We start from the raw sequence: 18548 nt of genomic DNA, 5'->3' as shown, positions 1-18548 counted from the left end.
CGCGCGCTTCCGCCTGATTTTGGTTGATTCTATGACGTCGAACGAGATCAATCTAACAGCAATAGCTGACATATTATCGAGGTCCCCGGACTATCGGGTCCTTCGTCGGCTCACGCCTCGGACAGAATTCGCCCCATGCGACGGGCAGGTAACAAAGACTGGCATTTTGCTGGATGTGGAAACCACCGGCTTGAATACAGCGCAAGACGAAATCATCGAGCTGGCGATGGTGAAATTCGACTATCTGCCAGATGACAGGATTGCGCGAATCACGGACGTCTTTTCATCGCTCAACGAGCCGCAGAATCCTATCCCTGTCGAGATCACCGAGCTCACGGGCATTGCGGACGAGATGGTGCTGGGACATCGGATCGATCCTGACGCGGTTTCGGCGTTTGTCTCCGATGCGGTGATCATCGTCGCCCACAATGCAAACTTTGATCGGAAATTTGCCGAGCGCTATTGGCCGGTTTTTGAGCGGAAGCCGTGGGCATGCTCTGCAACAGAAATCGAGTGGCGCAGACACGGATTCGACGGATCGCGCCTCGGCTACTTATTAGCTGGGGTTGGACTTTTTCACCAAGCCCATCGCGCAATCGACGATTGTCGGGCTTTGATAGAAATCTTGGCCACAGATGTACCAAACCAGGTTCGATCGGCTTTCGCCGTTCTCCTCGAACGTGCTCGACGCAAAACAATTCGGATCTGGGCGGAGCAGTCCCCGTTTGACTTGAAGGATGTGCTGAAGAGGCGGGGCTATCGCTGGAGCGACGGCTCCGACGGAAGGCCGCGGTCCTGGTACATCGATGTGGATGAAGCAAATCGGGTTGCGGAGGTCGAATTTCTTCAGACCTCCATTTATCTCAAAGACGTTGAGCCGCGCATGCAGATCATGAGCGCGATGAACCGGTTCTCCAGCAGACTGTAGCGCTGAAGACGCTGCGGTCTCCCAAGTCACTCCAGAACTACTGTGCTCTGTTGCTCTAAGGTCTCGGTGGCCAAGCGCACGAGATCATCTGGTCGCGGGAAATAAATAGTGAAAATCGGGCACTGCTCTGGCGATTGGCGGCGAGACGTCAAGTTCTGCGCCTGCTAGACGACTGAGGCATAACGGTTTTTTCCGATGCCTCATTGCTCGGGTTGGGACGACCAACGAAGGCGATCGCCAAAAACGCGCGCGACCGGGAAAAAAAATCCGTGAATGAGAGTGGGGCCGGTCCGCATGTGAGGGATCTCTGAGGAATTGACCACCCCCCATCCCCTCGTCCCATCGCTGGTGGCTTTTTGTATTTAATTCCAGAATTTTGCTTACGAACCAGGAAGACCGGTCTCCGCAGCATCGCTGCCAGACTTTAACCACCCCCACCCTGTCAACCCGACTGTCAACCGTGTCAACCTTGTCAACCTAACTTTTCAGTCCCTTCAGCTAGCTCGGTGGCGCGGTGCGAATTACCCGCGCCCGTTTCGCCCACCAGAAGGACCCCTGATTACTTGGTTAGCGTGGGGCGCGAACAATGACGACTAGGCGAACTAAATTTGGATGCTCCGGGCGAAAGCACTCCAAAACCTGCGGCTCGAACTGCTCCACGATCTTTGCCGCGACGAATTTCATATCGGCAGACAGTACAATTTCGTCCTTTCGCAGTTCCTCGAATCTCACCGAGTGAAACCATGATTTAAACCTTGCACTGCCAAGCCTCCGCTCGATCCGCGGCGCAACGATTTCGATGTAGTTCTGCGTCTCCTCACGAGCAGGTGGGCCATTCCTAACCTGACAAGCAGCGTTTGGTTGAGGATCGGAAGAGGTTAGTGGAAAGATGTTGGTAGGATAGGTTTGTGAGGTGATCTCGTGGCCGGTTGTGGGGCAAACCTGCCTCAATGAAGGGGACATTTCTGGCGAATCAAAGCGGCTCCTGTGTTTACGACGGTCAGCACTCCACTTCTCTTCGTCGGCTCGAAATCGATGCCAACACGGTTGGTAGGAATTACAATGCCAGCTACCTCGATGTCGCAACGAATTGAAGTAGCCCAACCTGACGATTTTCTTGATCGCTCGATTGACCGTTTTTCGGTCTACTCCCAGAAGAGCAGCTATTGTTTGTTGAGAGGGGTCGCATCGAGCGGTTTTGCGATTGAAATGATCGAGCAATGCGACGGCAACACGCTTTTCGGTCTTGTTGAGTTGATCGCTTAGGCCGATCGCCTTCAGCGCGAACGTCGTATCATATTTTTCCGGCAGCATTGCTAGACCAAGCCCGATCGCTGCCCACCAGCGATCATCCTGGTTCAGCCTACAAGAGCTTAGAAACTCAATCAGGCAAACTACCCGGCTATTTCTGTTGAGCTTTCTTGCTCAGCTTAGCGCTGCGGATTCGACTGTTGAGGATCTCCAGCGTATCGGCAGCCTCCTTCATAGTGAGGGCCAGCTTGTGTTTAGTTAGCAGATTAGAATGGGGGTCTGCCTTCAGCTCTTGATAGAGACTCTCTGCGGAGAGATATGATTCGGAGGCATCGTCTCGCTGGCGGAGCAGACTCGCAAGAGCCTTCACCCATGAACCAATGCTGGAGTGCCGTTCAGAGCTGCGGCCGGTGGCATACTTGAACACGTGCTTGAGAAACTCATGAAATGCGCCGTGCTCGGTGCCTTTCGCCTGCTTGTGCTGGAAGGTTTCAAAGATACTCCAACCCGAAATGACAAGATTGCGGTCCGGGGATCCGAACCCTTCCTTGAACAGGTTGGTGCGCCCTCCCTTATCAATCGGTGCACTTCGTTCCGCACCACGGCTCTTCTTAAATTCGGCTGCGACCAATCTCGCGCCCTGCCGCAGCTCAAGTAGATTCTGTATCCACAAACTCTCGTTGTCGTCGTCAGCAGGATCAGGATAATCGTCATCCTCTTCAACGTTATCAAATTGGCCAGAATAGCTGGGCAGATCCTGAACGGAGCTATATCTTCCATACTCCATGAATGCTTTTCGAGTGTAGTCATCAGTGCCCTTGATAGCTTTTAGTAGCTGATCAGCGCATTCGGCAACGAGATTTGCTCCATCAACGACGTGCTTGGCGCGCGGTGCATCTCGCTCCAGCAATTTGTTTTGGTTGAATTCGATGGCGAGCCGCTGCACTTCATTGGCCGCGCAAGATACGCAGGCGCAATGTTGCCGCTCACCGAACTCGCTTAGGCGGTGCATTGTGGAAATAGGTCGGAGGGATTGCACCGCCTGCTCGAAACTCTCGAAGGGCCCGGCCGGCAGCGCCGCTTCTGCCCGCGGCAATTTGAAGGACCACCGTCTTGGTCTTGAGGAATCCATTCGGCACCAACTAGTGGCCTGCGGGTAAAATACCGGATTTGGTGAACGGGCTTGATTGCCTGACATCAAGAAAGGTCGAGCTCATCCTGCCGAGACAATGTCTCATCCTCTCTCTGATTCGCCATCGGCGCAGGACGCAATCAACGAGTTGGCCACCATTTTGGCCACCGGCCTTCTGCGTGTTCTCGACCGGAAGTCCAGTCCAAATTTTGCTGGTCCCTCAAATTCTCTGCTCGACTGTACCGGTTCGTCTGGGGGTGATGTGGCCCGAAAAGCCGAGGAAGTTACCCCGTGAAAGAGTCCATTTTGTCGCAGTTGGCGGTCCTAAAGGGCGCCTCTGCCCCCGTTCTAAAGGCCCGCTGGCGCGAGCTTTTCGATACAGAGCCCCCTGCCTATAACCGCCGCTTCCTGGAGAGCCGGCTGGCCTACCGAATTCAGGAATTAGCCTATGGCGGCCTGAGCCGGGAAACCACCGAACGGCTCAAAGCCATGGCCAAGCAGTATGCCGATCAAAAACCGGCGGACCGCAAGGCTCGGCCGCTTTTGCGACCCGTCGCCGGGACGAAGCTGATCCGCGAATGGGAGGGCGTTGAGCACTGCGTCACCGTTCGCCACGACGATTTCGAATACCTCGGCCGTCCCTACAAATCCCTGTCCTCGGTCGCCCGCCAGATCACGGGCACCAAATGGAATGGGTGGGTCTTCTTCGGCCTCAAAAACTCGCTGGGCAAATGACCTCCCGAATATCGCAAAAGCGGCGAGTCAGCCCATTTGCCAGCTCTTTTGAGCGGGCAGATCCCGGCCGCTCCGCAATCCGTAAAGTCCGGTGTGCGGTGTATACCCGCAAGTCGAGCGAAGAAGGCCTCGACATGGACTTCAACTCGCTAGATGCCCAGAGAGAGTCTTGTGAGGCTTATATCGTGAGCCAACGAGCGGAGGGCTGGACCCCGGTTTCCGATCGCTATGATGACGGCGGATTTTCGGGCGGGACGCTCGACCGACCAGCCCTCAAACGACTCATAGCTGCAGTTCAGGCCGGCAAGATAGATGTGATTGTCGTCTATAAGATTGACCGGCTGTCGCGGTCGATGCTCGACTTCCTGAACCTCGTGGAATTGTTTGAACGTCACGGCGTGACGTTCGTCTCCGTTACCCAATCTTTTAACACCAAGGATGCCATGGGCCGCATGGCGCTCAACATCCTGGTGACCTTCGCCCAGTTCGAGCGCGAGCTGATCGGGGAACGCATTCGCGACAAGGTCGCCGCCTCTCGGAAGCGCGGCAAATGGATGGGGGGCTGGACACCCCTCGGCTATGAAGTTAGTGACCGCAAATTGCTAGTTCACCAAGCTGACGCCGAACGGGTACGAGCGATCTTCCGGCGCTTTGTGCAGCTCAAATCTGCAACCCTGCTGGCTCGCGAGCTTATCGCTGCCGACGAGCGCACCCGGTATGGTCACCTCATAGATAAGACTCTGCTGTATAGAATTCTCCGCAATCGGGTCTATCTCGGAGAGGCAGTTCACAAAGGCACCGCTTACCCTGGAGAGCATGAGGCGATCATCGATCGCAAGCTCTGGGATCAGGCGCACGGCATTCTCAAGGAAAGCCCCCGCAAACGCGCGAACAACAGTCGGGCGCAAACGCCTGCCTTATTGAAGGGTCTGCTGTTCGGTCCTGATGGCGCCGCGATGTCACCAACGCACACCCGAAAGTCGGGCCGCCTATATCGCTACTACATCAGCCAGACCGCCATGAAGCAGGGTAGATCCGATTGCCCGGTCAAGCTGGTGCCCGCGGCTGAGCTAGAGCGCATCATCATCGATCAGGTCCGTCGGCTGCTGCAGGCTCCTGAAATCATCGTCCAGACCTGGCGCGCCCTACGAAAGCAGGCCGCTGAGGTCAGCGAGGCGGAAGTGCGCAATGCGCTGGTCGGCTTTGACGAGCTCTGGGACGAACTGTTTCCGGCCGAACAAGCGCGCGTCGTTCAGCTACTCGTCGAGCGCATCGACATGCATGCCGAGCGAATGGACATCGCCTTGAAAATCCAGGGCTTGACCTCGCTCTCAGCGGAATTGCAGCCGCATCCATTCCAACAGGCGGCCGAATGAACCGACCGACCACACTTACCCTCGGCCGCATCGGCCGTCCGAAACTCAGCCGTGATGGCCGGACAATGGTGGTAAGCATCCCGATCTCGTTCCGCCGCCAGGGCGGACGCAAGCGCGTGGTTACCCCCGCAAACCAGGAGGCTTGGTCACCGCCGAGGCCGCAGGTCGACAACACGTTGGTCAAGGCCGTCGCGCGAGCCCATCGCTGGCGCAATATGCTTGAATCGAACCTATTTAGTTCGGTGCGAGAACTCGCCAAGGCTGAGAAGATCAACGAGTCCTATCTATGCCGGGTACTTCGGCTCACCCTGCTCTCGCCCACCATCACCGAAGCCATCCTGAACGGGCTGCAGCCAGACGGGCTTGAGCTGGCGCAGCTGTTGAAGTCTATCCCAGCTGAGTGGGACGAGCAGCGGGCTCTCTTCAGTTCATCCGCTCGGAAAGCCGGAAGCCGGTAAAACCCGTTCCAAGCCGGAACGGGTTCGGCCGGCGCGGATTCGCGAATCGAATGTTATGGAATGCGGCAGGTACAGTTGGGTGGGAACCGCGAACCACGTTTATCAGCGTTGAAAAACCTAGCGAATTTACGCTCGCTTCTATGAGTTTTGTAGCAGCGTTTTGTATTCGCACAAGGGACGAACGGGGGGAGCGCCACCGACCAGCGCACCCCGTTGATCCGGCCCCATGCGATCTCAACCGAACGATAGCAGCTCCAGCTGGATGAGACGCGCAACGTTCGCTATCTCCAGGGCGCAGGACCCTTCGCTATTTGGTCGAGCAAGTGGGGTGGTAGCCTCTCGGCGATTTTGGCACTTTTCCTGAATACCACCTTGTTGACTTTGAAGCCTTGCGCCTGAGCCGTACCGGACGCGGCGTGAAGGTACTTCTTCGAACAGAGCGCCCTGAAAGGGTCTTCGAAGATGCTGCCGTGAATGATGACGTTGGGGTTCTGCGAAATCCACCAAAGCGCTGCGGTCTGCCGGGGAGTCAACTCGTGCAACTTGTCCATGATGTTGCTGTTCTGGCGCCAGTGCCTGAATGCAGTCCAGCCCCAATCGGCGACTGCCCACGCAAGTCTGAAGCCATTGGCCAAAGCGCTAGCCACGAGGATGCCGTAGCCCAAGAGGGTGGCGAAGATGATGTACGATGTTTGGTCTGGTGCGAGCTTAATACTCCACCATTCGTACTTGTTACCCAAAATGAAAATAGTACCGGCAAATGCTAAGGCAAATCCAAACCGTGTGCTCTTGGCGACAATCTCGAACAGCTTGTCAAACATTGCTGGACCAAAGGGTTGAAATACGAGGAGATATCATCCTTTCCGTGTGGTAGATAGGGGCTTTCGGGGGATGGGGAATGGCGCGGCAGAAAGTCAGCAAGAAGGCGCTACGTGCGGAAGCGGAGGCACGGGTGGACCTCTTTCTTGCAATAGGAGAATTCATCTTCGAGTTCTCCCAGCTGGAGTTCACAATTCGGCACCTGCTCGCATCGGCGCTGGACCTGAAAGGCGACAAAAGCTTCGACACCGTCGTCTCACCATACGACTTCAGAACCCTCTGCGACGTAACGAGCAGCTTTGTCCGTGGACTGGAAGACTGCGACGACAACCTCGCCAAGCACGTCAAAAAGACGTTCGACGATTGTAAGAAAATCAATGATGACCGGGTCCGGGTTGCCCATGGAACGTGGACCCTTGGTGGGGGTGCGCGCCACGTCTCCCGGCAGACGCTGGAGGCAAGCCAATATTTCATCAAGCCGGTTGAATTGAGAGAGAAGACGAAGACGCTCGGCAAGCTCAAGAGCGCCGTCGTGGAGATATTGATCGGCGACAAATCGGAATGGGAGAAGTACGGCGCGAAATGACCATGGATAAGATTAGGGACATCTTCTCGTATTTTGTCGCGGCGATGGCGATTTTTTCGCTTCTAGGCGCAGTGTACCAAGCGTTTCAGAATGAAAAAGGTTCAGCGCTTACGCTCGGGACCTTGTTTTTGGTCGGCTCATTGATTGTGTTCCTGCCACAAGTCGAGTTCATCAAAACGCTCGGCGTTGAGGCCAGACTGCGGGAGACCTACAAGGAGGCGGTCGCGACCCTGGCGAACGTAAAGCGGTTGGCGGAAATTAGCGCCAGAGCAAGCTATCTCGTGATTGCGTGGGGAAACCGCTTTGATGGGCCAACCGCGAAAGAGCGCCAAGCCGTCCTCGACCAGATTGATGAGCAACTCGCCGAATTAAAAGTTTCACCCGAGCGGCAGGCTGAAATTCAACGCCCGTTCGTCCAAATGGTCCGGCTGGATTTCTTCTTCCTATTCCAGGGCGTCCTCAATCAATACGCCACGCACATAAATACCAAGTTGACCGAAGATGTACACAAAGCGCCAGACCCGAGTGCGGCAGCCGGGAAGGTCATGGAGCACTCAGAGCGCATCACGGCCTGGACGAAGAGGGTGCAGGATAAGAATTGGTCGGCCGAACTAGACAAGTATTCATTGGAAAACGTGCTCAATGACTTCGTACCCAAGCGTGGGGAGTGGCTGACCGACAAGGAGCTAGGGGTGTTTCACAAACTCAAAGACGAGGTTGTTCGCCTAAATACCGATTGCGAAAAAAAGGGCGGCTATACCCAAGAGGCCGCGACATACTACGACCGGTATTCAGGCAACCACAATGTCGATAAGGCAAACCAGCTTCGGGATGAAGTATTGCGATGAACCCGAGCACAGCACGCACTCACTACTACCACCTGCATCGGCTTGAATGTATCTTGGCCTCCCCTTCATACATGCCCGAGCCGCATCTCATAGAAGTGAAGGGAGCGTGGAAGTGAGCGCCCTGACGTACATTGCCGTTTGGCAATCGATATCGGCCCGGATACAGGGCCTCGCACGGGCTGCCGCCACACATGCGGGCTTTTTAGCGGCAAACGGCAAGTCGGCATATGGCGCAGACAAAGAACTGCAACGTCAGTGTGCAGATATTCTCGCTAGCATCGAAGACTTCCAGCGAGACTTCGGAAGCGTACTACCCACGTCAGCACACGCAGCCATAAACGCTTTCCAAGCCGACGCTGGCCAGCAAATCAAAGGCAATTCCGCTGGCGACGCAGCGCTCGTCCGGACCATCATGGTCAAGCTTATCGCTTTCGAGGCCGAGTTAACATATTGCTTGAGCAATCAGACAGAGCAAGTTCGGTCAGCATCTGAGCTAGCCTTCATGCATCTGCAGCGACTGATAGTTGCTGACGACGACTATCGGGCTAAATGGCAAAAAGCGCATGCGCACCACGAAACCACGTGCGAAAAGCTAGGTGCCACCCACCTGCTTTGGCACGGCATTTGGGCATTCAAGGTCGACGCCACGGTAGGAGGACAGACCGATCTAGTTTATCAGGAGCCATTGCGTACGGGCGCTACACCAGTTTCGCTCGGATTGGTCTTGACCGAGTGGAAGAGAGTGACCGGTGACAATGTAGAAACCGCCTATCGCGAAGCGCGGGCTCAGGCAGCTCTCTATAAAGGCGGTATACTTGGTGGGTTAGAATTGACCAGTCATCGCTATTTGGTCGTCGTGACCGAGCGACAGATCAATCCTCCAGCCGACGTCAAAGAGAACAACGTAATCTATCGCCACATCAATATTGCGGTGGATCCTCAATTGCCGTCCGTGGCGGCAAAAAGGCTATCGAAGTGAAAAATATGGATAGCCTCAGACGTATGCGCGCCCCCCCGTTCGCGTCAACGTCAAGCGGCTTCAAGCAGCAAAGCGCGCTCCTCGGCGCTATAGATCCAACCCAAATCGTGCTGCGGATCTTGCTCCACAATCTTAAAACGCCGCGCAATCTCTTGTGCGACCTCAAAGTTCGCATCCTGGGAGTTCATTCGCGCCCAAACATCGCGAGCTGTTGACATGCGCCCCGAAGCGGCGAGCGCGTGAAGTCGTACCACATTCGAAATCTCGTGCGGTTCAGCATCAATAACTCGAAGCGCAACGGAAGGCTCTCCATTCCTGAGCTTCTGTCTGGCCAAAGCTGCAGTGTACGCCCGCCGCATCTTGGCAAAGGGCGTCCCCTTCACTCCGGCTTCGAACATCCCCTTGCTTCTCTTAAAATCGCCCCTCGCTTGGAATAGCAGAGCACTCAGAAAGTGCCTTTGCCAGTCTGCAAAGCTTTTCGGGCGGTGAGGATGCTCAAGCAACGTCTCCGCAGAAAGAAAGTCGCGAGCGTCGATCAAAGCGGCGGCCTTCCCGAGCGAGGCCGGCACCGAATACGGTTGGGCTGCAAGAATAGCGTTGTATGAGTTGATCGCGTCCAGCGGCCTGTTGATCCTCAAAAGAATTCTTGCACGGGCCAGTCTCGTCGCTATGGACCGAGGGAAGTTCTTGAGAACGATGTCGTACTCGGAAAGAGCGGACAACCAATCGCCCTGCCCCTCAAGTATCTCGCCATAGGCAGAGGCCAGCAATGGATCGTCCGGAAATTGCTCTCGTGTCGACTGTAGGAATGTCGCCGCCTCTACAAGCCGCCCGCTTTCTCGCAAAACATCAAATTTGCCCCGGAAGGCTTGCGGCGTGAACGGATTGCGTTCAATCGCCAGCTCGTATGCACTTAGGGCTTTCAGCATATCGCCCTTAGCTCGGTAGACTTCCGCTTGTCCACAGAGCACGGCATTGTCGTTCGGGAATTCTCGGAGTAGCTGTTCATAGATGCGGATAGCTTGGTCAAATTGACCTGCGTGCTTGTAGGCAGTCGCCCTACCCGCCCGCGCAATCACCTCTGCTCCACGAAGCGCTTTGCCAAAATTTTGGATGGCTTTATCAAATTGCCCCATATCAAGGTGGACAGAAGCTAAGCCGCACCAAAACGCTTCTTCAGTTGGGTGGTCTCTGACCAGCTTACTGTACTCGGCTAGAGCTTGATCGTACCGTCCCATATCTCTTAGCGTGTCTGCCGCACCACCAAGCGACCAGAGATACTCAGGGTCATTTGGATCTCCGGTTACTCCCTTGAGATATAGTTCGCGGGCGGCTTCAAAATCGCCTCTCGCTCGCAATATACGAGCGCGGGAATTATTGATGAACAATCCCGGGTGCAGTTGCTCTGCTTGATCGACAACGACCGAAGCGTCGTGAAGACGGTTCTGGCGAACCAGCGCGTCGATCAAATGTGAATAGGTAAGAACATCGTTGGGATTGAAACTCACAGCGGCCTCGGCCCATTCCCGCTGTAGCTCAGGCACGCCGTTCTTTTTCGCAAGGTGCGACAATAGGCTGAGGCTTTTTGCAATTTGCTCTGGCGTCGAGTTCGCTTTTTGACCGCGAATAAGATCGTCAGCAAACTTCCGTGCAAATATTATGTCTCGCGATTTGAGGCGCTGCTCAATTGCGGATTGCTGACTCCTTATCTGCTCAAGAATTCCCCGCCCCCTAGTTGACGGATTTGATCGCTCGGGAGCTTCAAAATGGTCTTCATCAAGAATGACATGGTCCGGTAGGGGACGGCGTTTCTTTCGAAGACTGTACATCCATGTTTCAAGAGCCCGCCGTGAACCATGAATGCCTCTGAGAGCGGAGTTGAGTTTCATCAAGAGGAATTCGATATCCTTCCCCTCGCGCACCAGCCGCACTAGGTCTCTTTGGACGGGCAATCCGAATATTTGTCGACGAAACGCGCCATATGCATACTCGTCTTCAAACTCGCTTACATCAGCCTGATCGAAGAGTTTTCTTACCTTCCTTATCCAATCCTGATCGTCCAAGACCTCGCCGAGCAAGCCGGACAAGCGCGCGAAATGGGAATAATCGCTTCGTGCAGCTAAAGCAGTTTCGATGCTCGGAAGTGCATCGACATATAGGCTTGCGCTTACAAAATTGGCTGTGGTGTCCGTGACCAGCAGTTGCTCTATCGTCTCTGCAAGCTCGTCTCTATCTTCGCTGCCGTCCAAGAGATGAAGCGTAAATCTTAGTGCCCTATCCCTGTCCCTAAGGTCTCTGCAGGTCTCAAAGGCCTCGCTTTCTGACTTCACTTTTAGCTTGCGAACGTCGGTACAGCCTCGGAACGCCGACCACCAGTCACCCGATGATAGTTCGGTGACTCGCCCTTCTAGGTCGTGCAGAACAATAGGCTTCGCAATCACCGCGTAGGCGCCCGCCTGCCCCGAAATGACGGCCTCAATCATAGTTCGCGGACCTTCACGCTTTTATCTAACTTCCGTTTGACTTGTTTCCAGAGGAGTTTGTCCTCGCGCCCCTTCGGAACAGGCCCTGTTACGGCTTCGATGGCGTCTCGCCCGACCTTTTCATAGATATGAACCTCGATGAAATCACATTTGTCGCTATCGCGCTCGCTGCTCATCAAAATGGCAGGAAATTCGCTGGGATCCGTCGTGAAGAGTATTTTATGACCATATTTCGCTCTCGCTAGAGCAGCCCTATTTTGCCAAGTCGCGCGAAACCCTAGCGGCGGAGCGTCCCCAGAATAGACCGCATGCTTTTTGCAGAAAATGAATGGATTTTCCTCAAACACCGATGCGCGATTGGCAATCAACTTCTCTCGTAGAGTAACGCAGTACGGTCCATAATATTTCATACCGAGGTCGTCGAGACACAGGGCAGCGACTTGTAGGTCTTTAAAATAGATTGGATTGACGGTGTTCTCTGGCGAAGTCCTTTGCTCATCCCATCCGTTGTCTCTTGCCGCTATCGCGCCGTCCCTAATTTGGGAGTGAAAGGATGCAAAGAATGGGCTGGCGGAGACCGACCACGAATGGAGGTCATCTAGCCTTCGGTTCATAACGGCATGCGAGGTTGAAACCGCAACAGCAAACTCTTCTACCTTAGTCGACGCCCCCCGAGTTGCAGCCGCCACCTCGACGTCGTGAATTCGAGCCTCTAATGCAGCGCGCTCATCCGCCTTCTCTGCTCGACGCACGTTGGGAAAGCCTGCATCCCACTGACAGCTCAAGCAAACCCGCGTCTCTTGCGGGATCAAGGCTCCACAATTCTGACAGTTCAAGTTCGCCTCCCGGTCTCTGGTAACCGTGCGACGAACAGGAATTTGGGCAGCCAATCTACTTCGTATGGTCCCATCTTCCCCCCAGCACCAACAATAGTTCCGCAACCAGCAGAGGAAGGCAACCGTACTTTCGCCTGCGGGACTCCCCTTAAGGCTACGCGCGGCGGGTCGACCATCTGAACACTTCGAGCCGAGAAGCCTTGCAAATCCGGCGAGAGCTTGTATCTATTTCTCAAAAAGCGAATACTCCGGTCTCGCCCAAGCTTCTGAAATGTAACGGGAATCAGACTGGCGTCGGCTCGGCCCACGGTCTTCTCGGTTGAGCGAGACGGATTCAAACCGCCGCGCAGCCAAGCCCTTGATTTTCTGAGAAATGCCGTACTAGACCGATTTTGCGGGTTCAAAGATTCGGAGAAAATTCGGTTCTCCGGCTTCATTCAGGTCCTCGTTGGATAACCGCCGGGAGTTCTCCGCCCGCGAAAAAGCAGGAAAACGGCCGAGTTTCTGGCCTGTCTGCAGCTCCAAGTACGCGATCGTTTTTGCCGGGTGGCGGAGAGAGTGGGATTCGAACCCACGGTACGGTTTCCCGCACACACGCTTTCCAAGCGTGCGCCTTAAGCCACTCGGCCATCTCTCCGGAGCGCCCTCTCTTGAAGGGGCGCCGACGATTTTGCAAGGGATCGCGAGGAAAACGGGCGAATTTTCCGCAACTTCTTGTATTTACAGGATAATATTCGACGCTGCGGATGCCCTGATCGGCCTGCGGGCTGAACCCGTGATGGGTTTGGCGCGACGATTCACTTGAGGATACCGAGCACGACCGGGGACGCCATGACCATCCGCAAGACCATCGCCATCCTTGGCCTGATTTCAGCCCTCGGCTCCGCCCTCGCGGTGCCCGCTGCTGCCCAGGTCTGCACACGTCAAGGCGTCGACGTCAGCTGCAATGACGGGCGGCGCGGGGTGCTGTCGGGCGATGCCATCATCTGGCCGGACGGCACCCGCTCCAGCTCGACGCCGCATCAGAGCGTCATCATCGGCAACAAGAGCTCGATTCATGTCGGGTCCGGCGTGTTCGTCGGCCAGGGCAAGGGCGTGGTGCCAATGGACGATCCCAACGCACCGAACAAGCGGCAATGTGCGATCCTGGATGGGGTCTCGTATTGCTATTGACGTTCTCGTTTTCACCTCTCGCCGTAAGGACGGGGCGAGGGAGCAGAAAGTCAAATCAACCGCACGCCTGAGATCGCCGACTTCAGCCAGCGCAGCGCCTGCGGCGGTTGCGCGGCGAGCGGGGCGACGGCGGCCTTCTCGGTCCGGCACTTCTCGAGCTCGGCGACGAAATCGGTGGACCATTGCTGGATGGTGTGACCGCGCAGCTTCTTCATCATCGCCTCCCACCGCAACTTGCGCTCGGTGAGCGGCATTGCGGCTGCGACCGCGATCGCGCGCGCCATGCCGTCGATGTCGTGCGGATTGACAAGCAGGGCGGTATCGAGCTCGTTGGCGGCGCCTGCAAATTTCGACAGCACCAGCACGCCGGGATCGGCCGGGTTTTGCGCGGCGACATATTCCTTGGCGACGAGGTTCATGCCGTCATGCAGCGGCGTCACCACGCCGACCTGCGCTGTCCGGTAGAGACCAGCGAGCACAGCCTGGCTAAAACCCTTGTTCAAGTAGCGGATCGGCGTCCAGTCGACCTCACCGTGCCGGCCGTTGACGTCGGTGACGAGGCGCGCGACCTCGTTCTGCAGATTGCCATAGGCCTCGATCGCACCGCGCGAGGGATTGGCGATCTGGAGCAGCGAGATGCTGCGCGCAAACTGCGGCTGCTCGGTCCAGAGCCGGTCGAACGCGCTGATGCGGTTGACGAGGCCTTTCGAATAGTCGAGGCGGTCGACGCCGATCGCGAGCCGCTCGCCGTTGAGGCTGCGCCGCAGCCGCGACACGTCGGGATGCGTAGCCGACTTGGCGGCATAGGCCGCGAACTTCTCCGCATCGATACCGATCGGAAACACTTCACAGCGCGTGCGGCCATGCTGCGAGATCGCAACGCCGTCCTCGATGGCAAGGCCGAGCTCGCCGCCGACATAGGAGAGGAAGTTCTGGCGATCCTCCTCGGTCTGGAAGCCGAGCAGATCGTAGGCCAGCATCGCCGAGATCAGCTCGCGATGATTGGGCACGCCTTGCATCACCGCAGCGACGGGCCACGGCGTATGCAGGAAGAAGCCGATCGGATCGTCGACGCCGAGATCACGCAGCTCCGCACCGAGGGCGAGGAAGTGATAATCCTGCACCCAGAACGCGGTTTTTGTTTTTCGGAAGCGCATCAAGGCGCGCGCCATGAAGGCGTTGACCTCGCGATAGCTGACATAATCTTCGCGCGAGACGCGGATCAGATCGCTGCGCGAATGCAGCGCCGGCCACAGCGCGGAATTGGCAAAACCCTCGTAATAGCCGCCATAATGCGCCGCCGGCAGATCCAGTGTCGCGATGGCGCCCGTGCCGAGCGCTTCAATCTCAGCGAACGGTTGCTTTTGATGGCCGTCCCGTACCCGGCCCGAAGACCCCACCCAGATCGCGCCCGAATGTTCCACCACCGGCAACAAGGCCGCCGCGAGGCCGCCCGTCATGGGCTCGTTAGGCTTGCCGCGGGCGACGCGATTTGAAACGACGACTAAGTTCACAGGTCGTCCCCTCCTGTTTCATTCCACCCCGTTTAACTGCCGTTCATCAATATGGTTCCTGATCATCGTTTCAACCAATTGAAACCAAAATCGGGCGTGTGCGTTGGAACTGGTTTCGCTCGCGGAACCCGAAGATTTCGCTGCAAAGACAGCTTGTGCGGTCTGCTGCGCAGCAAGTATTGCGGCGCCCACTGCACCGTTCCGACCGACATTATGTCTGCGAAATGGCGCTGCCTTCGTTTCACCTTGGAGCGAGCAGGCGCGCGAGGAAGGCACGCACGTCGTTCGGCGTGTCGAAATGGCCATTCACGCCCATGGCACGACGACCGACCGAGAAGGCAAGCCCGTTCATATCAGGCATGATCGCGAATACGGTTTCATCGGTGACGTCATCGCCGATGAAAATCGGACGCCGTCCTTTGAATGGCTCCCGCTTCATCAGTTCGCGCACGCCGGTCGCCTTGGTGAAGCCGGAATGCTTGATCTCGCAGACGAACTTGCCGGGCAGTACCTCGATCGGCGCGTTGGGCAGATCGGCGCGGATCACCGAGACGGATTCGTAGATCGCCTTCTCCGCATGCGGCGCCAGGCGGTAATGCAGAGCGAGCGAATAGCCCTTGTCCTCGAGCAGGATGCCGGGCGAAAGCTTGGCGATGGCAGCCAGCCGCCGCTTCAGCTCCTTGTCCAGCGGCGGCGCGTGCACGTCATCGGCCTCACTGTCCACCGACAGCCGCATCTCGGCGCCGTGGCCGGCAACTGCGCGAAACACCTCGGGGGCGAAGATCAGGTCGATGTCGTTGAGCGAGCGGCCGCTGACCAGCGCCAGCGCGCCGGAGGTAAGCTCCGTCAACCGGTTCAGCGTGTCCGACAGGCCCGGCGGCACCCACACCTCACGCGGCGTCGGCATCAGGTCGAGCAGGGTCCCGTCGATGTCGAGCAGAATGGCGGTCTCGTCGAGATGCGGCACGAGCGCATGCGGCACCGGCACCGTTTCGGGCGCCTCGTCGTCGCGTACAATGGGCTGCTGGTCCAACGCCATTTCTGCAAGTTCCGATTTCATCAGTCTACTCCATAAAGGCGAGCGGCCGCGCGATTTGTTCGAGCGATTTGCGCTCCGCCGAGACGGCATAGCGCCACGCCACGATCGCGGCCGCGATCATCAGGACTGCCCCCAGCAAATAGCCGGCGAACACGCTGGTGCGTGATCCCGTATCGATCAGCGCGCCGAACAGCGCCGGCCCGATCACGCCGCCGATGCCGGTGCCGACCGCGTAGAACACGGCGATCGCCAGCGCGCGGACTTCGAGCGGGAAGGTCTCGCTGACGGTGAGATAGGCCGCGCTGGCGGCCGGTGAGGCAAAGAAGAAGATCACCATCCAGGCGACGGTCTGTCCCTGCGCCGTGAGCACGCCGATGGAGAACAGATAGCCCGAGAGCGCCAGCAAGAGGCCTGACACGCCATAGGTAAACATGATCATGGCGCGGCGTCCCAGCGTATCGAACAGCCGGCCGAGCAGCAGGGGGCCGAGGAAATTGCCGGCGGCAAAGGGAAGCAGATACCAGCCGACGTGATCGGCCCTGATGCCGTAGAAATCGGTCAGCACCAGCGCGAAGGTGAAGAAGATGGCATTGTAGAAGAACGCCTGCGCGCTCATCAGCACGAGGCCGACCAGCGCGCGCCGGCGGTATGCCGAGAACAGCGTGTGCACGACCTCGGGGATCGGCGTGTGATCGCGCATCTTCAGCCGAATCTTGGCGAAGTGCCGCTCGCTCGTATCCTGGTCATGGCCGATCACGGAGCACTCGATCTCGTCGACGATCGCATGAGCCTGATCGGGACGGCCGTGGATCATCAGCCAGCGCGGACTTTCCGGAATCCACATGCGCATCAGGAGCACGACGAGACCGATGCTGGCGCCGATCAGATAAGCGAGCCGCCAGCCGAGATCGGGCGCGATCACGGCGGGGTCGAGCAGGACGATGGCCGCGACCGCGCCCATCGCAGCGCCGATCCAGAAACTGCCGTTGATGACGAGATCAGTCCAGCCGCGATAGCGCGCCGGCACCAGCTCCTGAATGGTCGAGTTGATCGCAGTGTATTCGCCGCCGATGCCGGCACCGGTGAGGAAGCGAAACAGCGCGTAGCTCGCGACGTCCCACGACAGAGCGGTCGCGGCCGTTGCCGAAAGGTAGAGCGCAAGCGTGATGAAGAACAGCTTCTTGCGGCCGATGCGATCGGTCAGCCAGCCGAAGCCGAGCGCACCGAGCACGGCGCCGGCGAGATAGGCGGAATTGGCAATGCCGAGATCGAGATTGGAGAAATGCAGCGACGGACTCTGTTTCAGAGCACCGGACAGCGCGCCGGCCAGCGTCACCTCGAGCCCGTCGAGAATCCAGGTGATGCCAAGCGCGAGCACGACGCGGGTGTGAAAGCCGCTCCAGGGCAGCGCGTCGAGCCGCGAGGGAATACTGGTCTCGACGATGCGGTCGGTCGCGGCCGCCGAGACCCCTGGTGCATAGTTCAGCGCTGGGCTTTGTTGCAATTCCATCGGGCTGTTGCGTTCGATCAATGGCAGCGGCCCCGGTTTCACGGGATGTGAACGGGGTCGTTCCGATCATCGGGGTGCGGCATTCCGCCTGCCACCTGCGACAACGTCTGCGACGAGGTCGGGTTCCCCGGGGAACGGTCCTTGGGGCCACCCGTTTCCGTTGGTGCCGCAAGGAGTTGACGCATGGCTCACGTCAGAAAGACGACACAATCTCGCAAACCAGCGCATAAGAAGGCGAACGCAAGACGCAGCACCGCGCGCAAGAGCTCGAAGCGTGCCGCACCCAAGCGCTGGTCGCAACGCGTGACCAAGGAGAGCGACGCGCTCGACCTCAAGCAGGGTGTGTTCAAGCTGGACAGCCCGAAGAAGATCGCGACCTCGTTGAAGCGATCGGCCGAGCACAGCTCACGCCGCAAGACCGGCGCCTATCGTTCGGCGCTGTCGATGCTGACCTTCTACATCAACCGCGCCGGCAAGACCTTGCCAAAGACGCAGCGCGCGCGGCTGGAAAAGGCGAAGGTCGAGCTGAAGCGGGCGTTTGGAAGGGAGTGAAGACGAAGGATCGCGTCCCTTGCTCCGCTTTCGTCCCGGGCAAGCGTAGCGGCTGGCAGCGCGAAGCGCTGTCAGGCAAAGAGCGTCGATCCGGGACCCATAGCCCCGGGGGTGGTTTGGCGAAGACTCGGAGTTACCCGCTCGCTCCATAACCGCTCCCTGTGGTTATGGGCCCCCGCTTTCGCGGGGGCGACAGTGGAGAGTGGGGCACCAGCGGAGCGTTTAATTCACACCGAACCTACGCGACTTACGCCGCCCGGATATTGCCCATGAAGCGATCGAGCTCGGCGCGGAGGCGGGTGCTTTCGGACGACAGCGTCTTGGCCGAA

17 protein-coding genes and 1 tRNA gene are annotated in these 18548 nt (G+C 57.6%); 9 read left to right on the top strand and 9 right to left on the bottom strand.

Annotated elements, in window-relative coordinates:
* The first annotated feature begins 31 nt into the window (after positions 1 to 31).
* On the top strand, positions 32 to 928 hold the full coding sequence (locus tag UNPA324_RS22470; RefSeq protein ID WP_141936005.1) for a 3'-5' exonuclease: 897 nt from the start codon (positions 32 to 34) through the stop codon (positions 926 to 928).
* 567 nt (positions 929 to 1495) lie between these two features.
* On the opposite strand, the gene UNPA324_RS22465 is transcribed toward UNPA324_RS22470, so the two are convergent.
* Positions 1496 to 2242, bottom strand: coding sequence for a helix-turn-helix domain-containing protein (locus UNPA324_RS22465; RefSeq protein WP_141936003.1), 747 nt, complete (start codon positions 2240 to 2242; stop codon positions 1496 to 1498).
* Positions 2243 to 2330: 88 nt separating this feature from the next.
* Positions 2331 to 3275: a hypothetical protein gene (locus tag UNPA324_RS22460; protein WP_141936001.1), complete on the bottom strand. Its 945-nt coding sequence runs from the start codon at positions 3273 to 3275 to the stop codon at positions 2331 to 2333.
* Positions 3276 to 3602: 327 nt separating this feature from the next.
* Here UNPA324_RS22460 and UNPA324_RS22455 point away from each other — a divergent pair, with 327 nt between their 5' ends.
* Genes UNPA324_RS22455 through UNPA324_RS22445 form a run of 3 tightly spaced genes read left to right on the top strand, consistent with a single transcriptional unit; the run spans position 3603 to position 5880 of the window.
* Positions 3603 to 4046, top strand: a complete 444-nt coding sequence (locus tag UNPA324_RS22455; RefSeq protein WP_141936000.1) for a DUF2924 domain-containing protein — start codon at positions 3603 to 3605, stop codon at positions 4044 to 4046.
* Entirely contained in the window at positions 4043 to 5422 is a 1380-nt protein-coding gene (locus tag UNPA324_RS22450) for a recombinase family protein (RefSeq protein WP_210246765.1), read from the top strand. Before UNPA324_RS22455 ends, UNPA324_RS22450 begins: the two co-directional genes overlap by 4 nt.
* Entirely contained in the window at positions 5419 to 5880 is a 462-nt protein-coding gene (locus tag UNPA324_RS22445; RefSeq protein WP_141935998.1) for a hypothetical protein, read from the top strand. Before UNPA324_RS22450 ends, UNPA324_RS22445 begins: the two co-directional genes overlap by 4 nt.
* A 281-nt stretch (positions 5881 to 6161) precedes the next feature.
* Here the strand turns inward: UNPA324_RS22445 and UNPA324_RS22440 are convergent, their stop codons facing one another.
* Complete coding sequence (locus UNPA324_RS22440; protein WP_141935996.1) at positions 6162 to 6701, bottom strand: hypothetical protein; 540 nt, start codon at positions 6699 to 6701, stop codon at positions 6162 to 6164.
* 77 nt (positions 6702 to 6778) lie between these two features.
* Here UNPA324_RS22440 and UNPA324_RS22435 point away from each other — a divergent pair, with 77 nt between their 5' ends.
* The 3 genes from UNPA324_RS22435 to UNPA324_RS22425 all read left to right on the top strand — a co-directional run bounded on the left by UNPA324_RS22435 (position 6779) and on the right by UNPA324_RS22425 (position 9112).
* A complete protein-coding gene (locus UNPA324_RS22435; protein WP_141935994.1) occupies positions 6779 to 7285 on the top strand; it encodes a hypothetical protein in 507 nt (168 codons plus the stop codon).
* 2 nt (positions 7286 to 7287) lie between these two features.
* Positions 7288 to 8133 carry a hypothetical protein gene (locus UNPA324_RS22430; RefSeq protein WP_141935993.1) on the top strand — a complete coding sequence of 282 codons (846 nt, stop codon included), beginning with the start codon at positions 7288 to 7290 and terminating at the stop codon, positions 8131 to 8133.
* A 112-nt stretch (positions 8134 to 8245) separates the two neighbouring features.
* A complete protein-coding gene (locus UNPA324_RS22425) occupies positions 8246 to 9112 on the top strand; it encodes a hypothetical protein (RefSeq protein ID WP_141935991.1) in 867 nt (288 codons plus the stop codon).
* A gap of 50 nt (positions 9113 to 9162) precedes the next feature.
* On the opposite strand, the gene UNPA324_RS22420 is transcribed toward UNPA324_RS22425, so the two are convergent.
* The 3 genes from UNPA324_RS22420 to UNPA324_RS22410 all read right to left on the bottom strand — a co-directional run bounded on the left by UNPA324_RS22420 (position 9163) and on the right by UNPA324_RS22410 (position 13068).
* On the bottom strand, positions 9163 to 11361 hold the full coding sequence (locus UNPA324_RS22420) for a tetratricopeptide repeat protein (RefSeq protein ID WP_181769480.1): 2199 nt from the start codon (positions 11359 to 11361) through the stop codon (positions 9163 to 9165).
* A gap of 230 nt (positions 11362 to 11591) precedes the next feature.
* A complete protein-coding gene (locus UNPA324_RS22415; RefSeq protein ID WP_181769479.1) occupies positions 11592 to 12431 on the bottom strand; it encodes a hypothetical protein in 840 nt (279 codons plus the stop codon).
* A gap of 547 nt (positions 12432 to 12978) precedes the next feature.
* Positions 12979 to 13068 (bottom strand) — tRNA-Ser (locus UNPA324_RS22410).
* A 194-nt stretch (positions 13069 to 13262) separates the two neighbouring features.
* On the opposite strand from UNPA324_RS22410, the gene UNPA324_RS22405 reads away from it, so the two are divergent.
* Positions 13263 to 13604, top strand: a complete 342-nt coding sequence (locus UNPA324_RS22405) for a hypothetical protein (protein WP_181769478.1) — start codon at positions 13263 to 13265, stop codon at positions 13602 to 13604.
* 50 nt (positions 13605 to 13654) lie between these two features.
* Here UNPA324_RS22405 and UNPA324_RS22400 read toward each other — a convergent pair whose 3' ends face one another.
* From UNPA324_RS22400 to UNPA324_RS22390, 3 genes are all read right to left on the bottom strand, one after another.
* The gene (locus tag UNPA324_RS22400; RefSeq protein ID WP_128919036.1) at positions 13655 to 15118 is read right to left on the bottom strand and encodes a trehalose-6-phosphate synthase; all 1464 of its coding nucleotides are present in this window, start codon (positions 15116 to 15118) and stop codon (positions 13655 to 13657) included.
* 241 nt (positions 15119 to 15359) lie between these two features.
* A complete protein-coding gene (otsB, locus tag UNPA324_RS22395; RefSeq protein WP_128919035.1) occupies positions 15360 to 16178 on the bottom strand; it encodes a trehalose-phosphatase in 819 nt (272 codons plus the stop codon).
* 4 nt (positions 16179 to 16182) lie between these two features.
* On the bottom strand, positions 16183 to 17667 hold the full coding sequence (locus tag UNPA324_RS22390; RefSeq protein WP_181769477.1) for an MFS transporter: 1485 nt from the start codon (positions 17665 to 17667) through the stop codon (positions 16183 to 16185).
* 183 nt (positions 17668 to 17850) lie between these two features.
* Here UNPA324_RS22390 and UNPA324_RS22385 point away from each other — a divergent pair, with 183 nt between their 5' ends.
* A complete protein-coding gene (locus UNPA324_RS22385; protein ID WP_128919033.1) occupies positions 17851 to 18219 on the top strand; it encodes a DUF3175 domain-containing protein in 369 nt (122 codons plus the stop codon).
* Positions 18220 to 18548 lie beyond the last annotated feature (329 nt).

The organism is Bradyrhizobium sp. UNPA324 (assembly GCF_006658635.1).
Lineage (GTDB): Bacteria > Pseudomonadota > Alphaproteobacteria > Rhizobiales > Xanthobacteraceae > Bradyrhizobium > Bradyrhizobium nanningense.
Note: the sequence above shows the minus strand (reverse complement) of the source record. Positions and strands in the feature narration are given on the sequence as shown.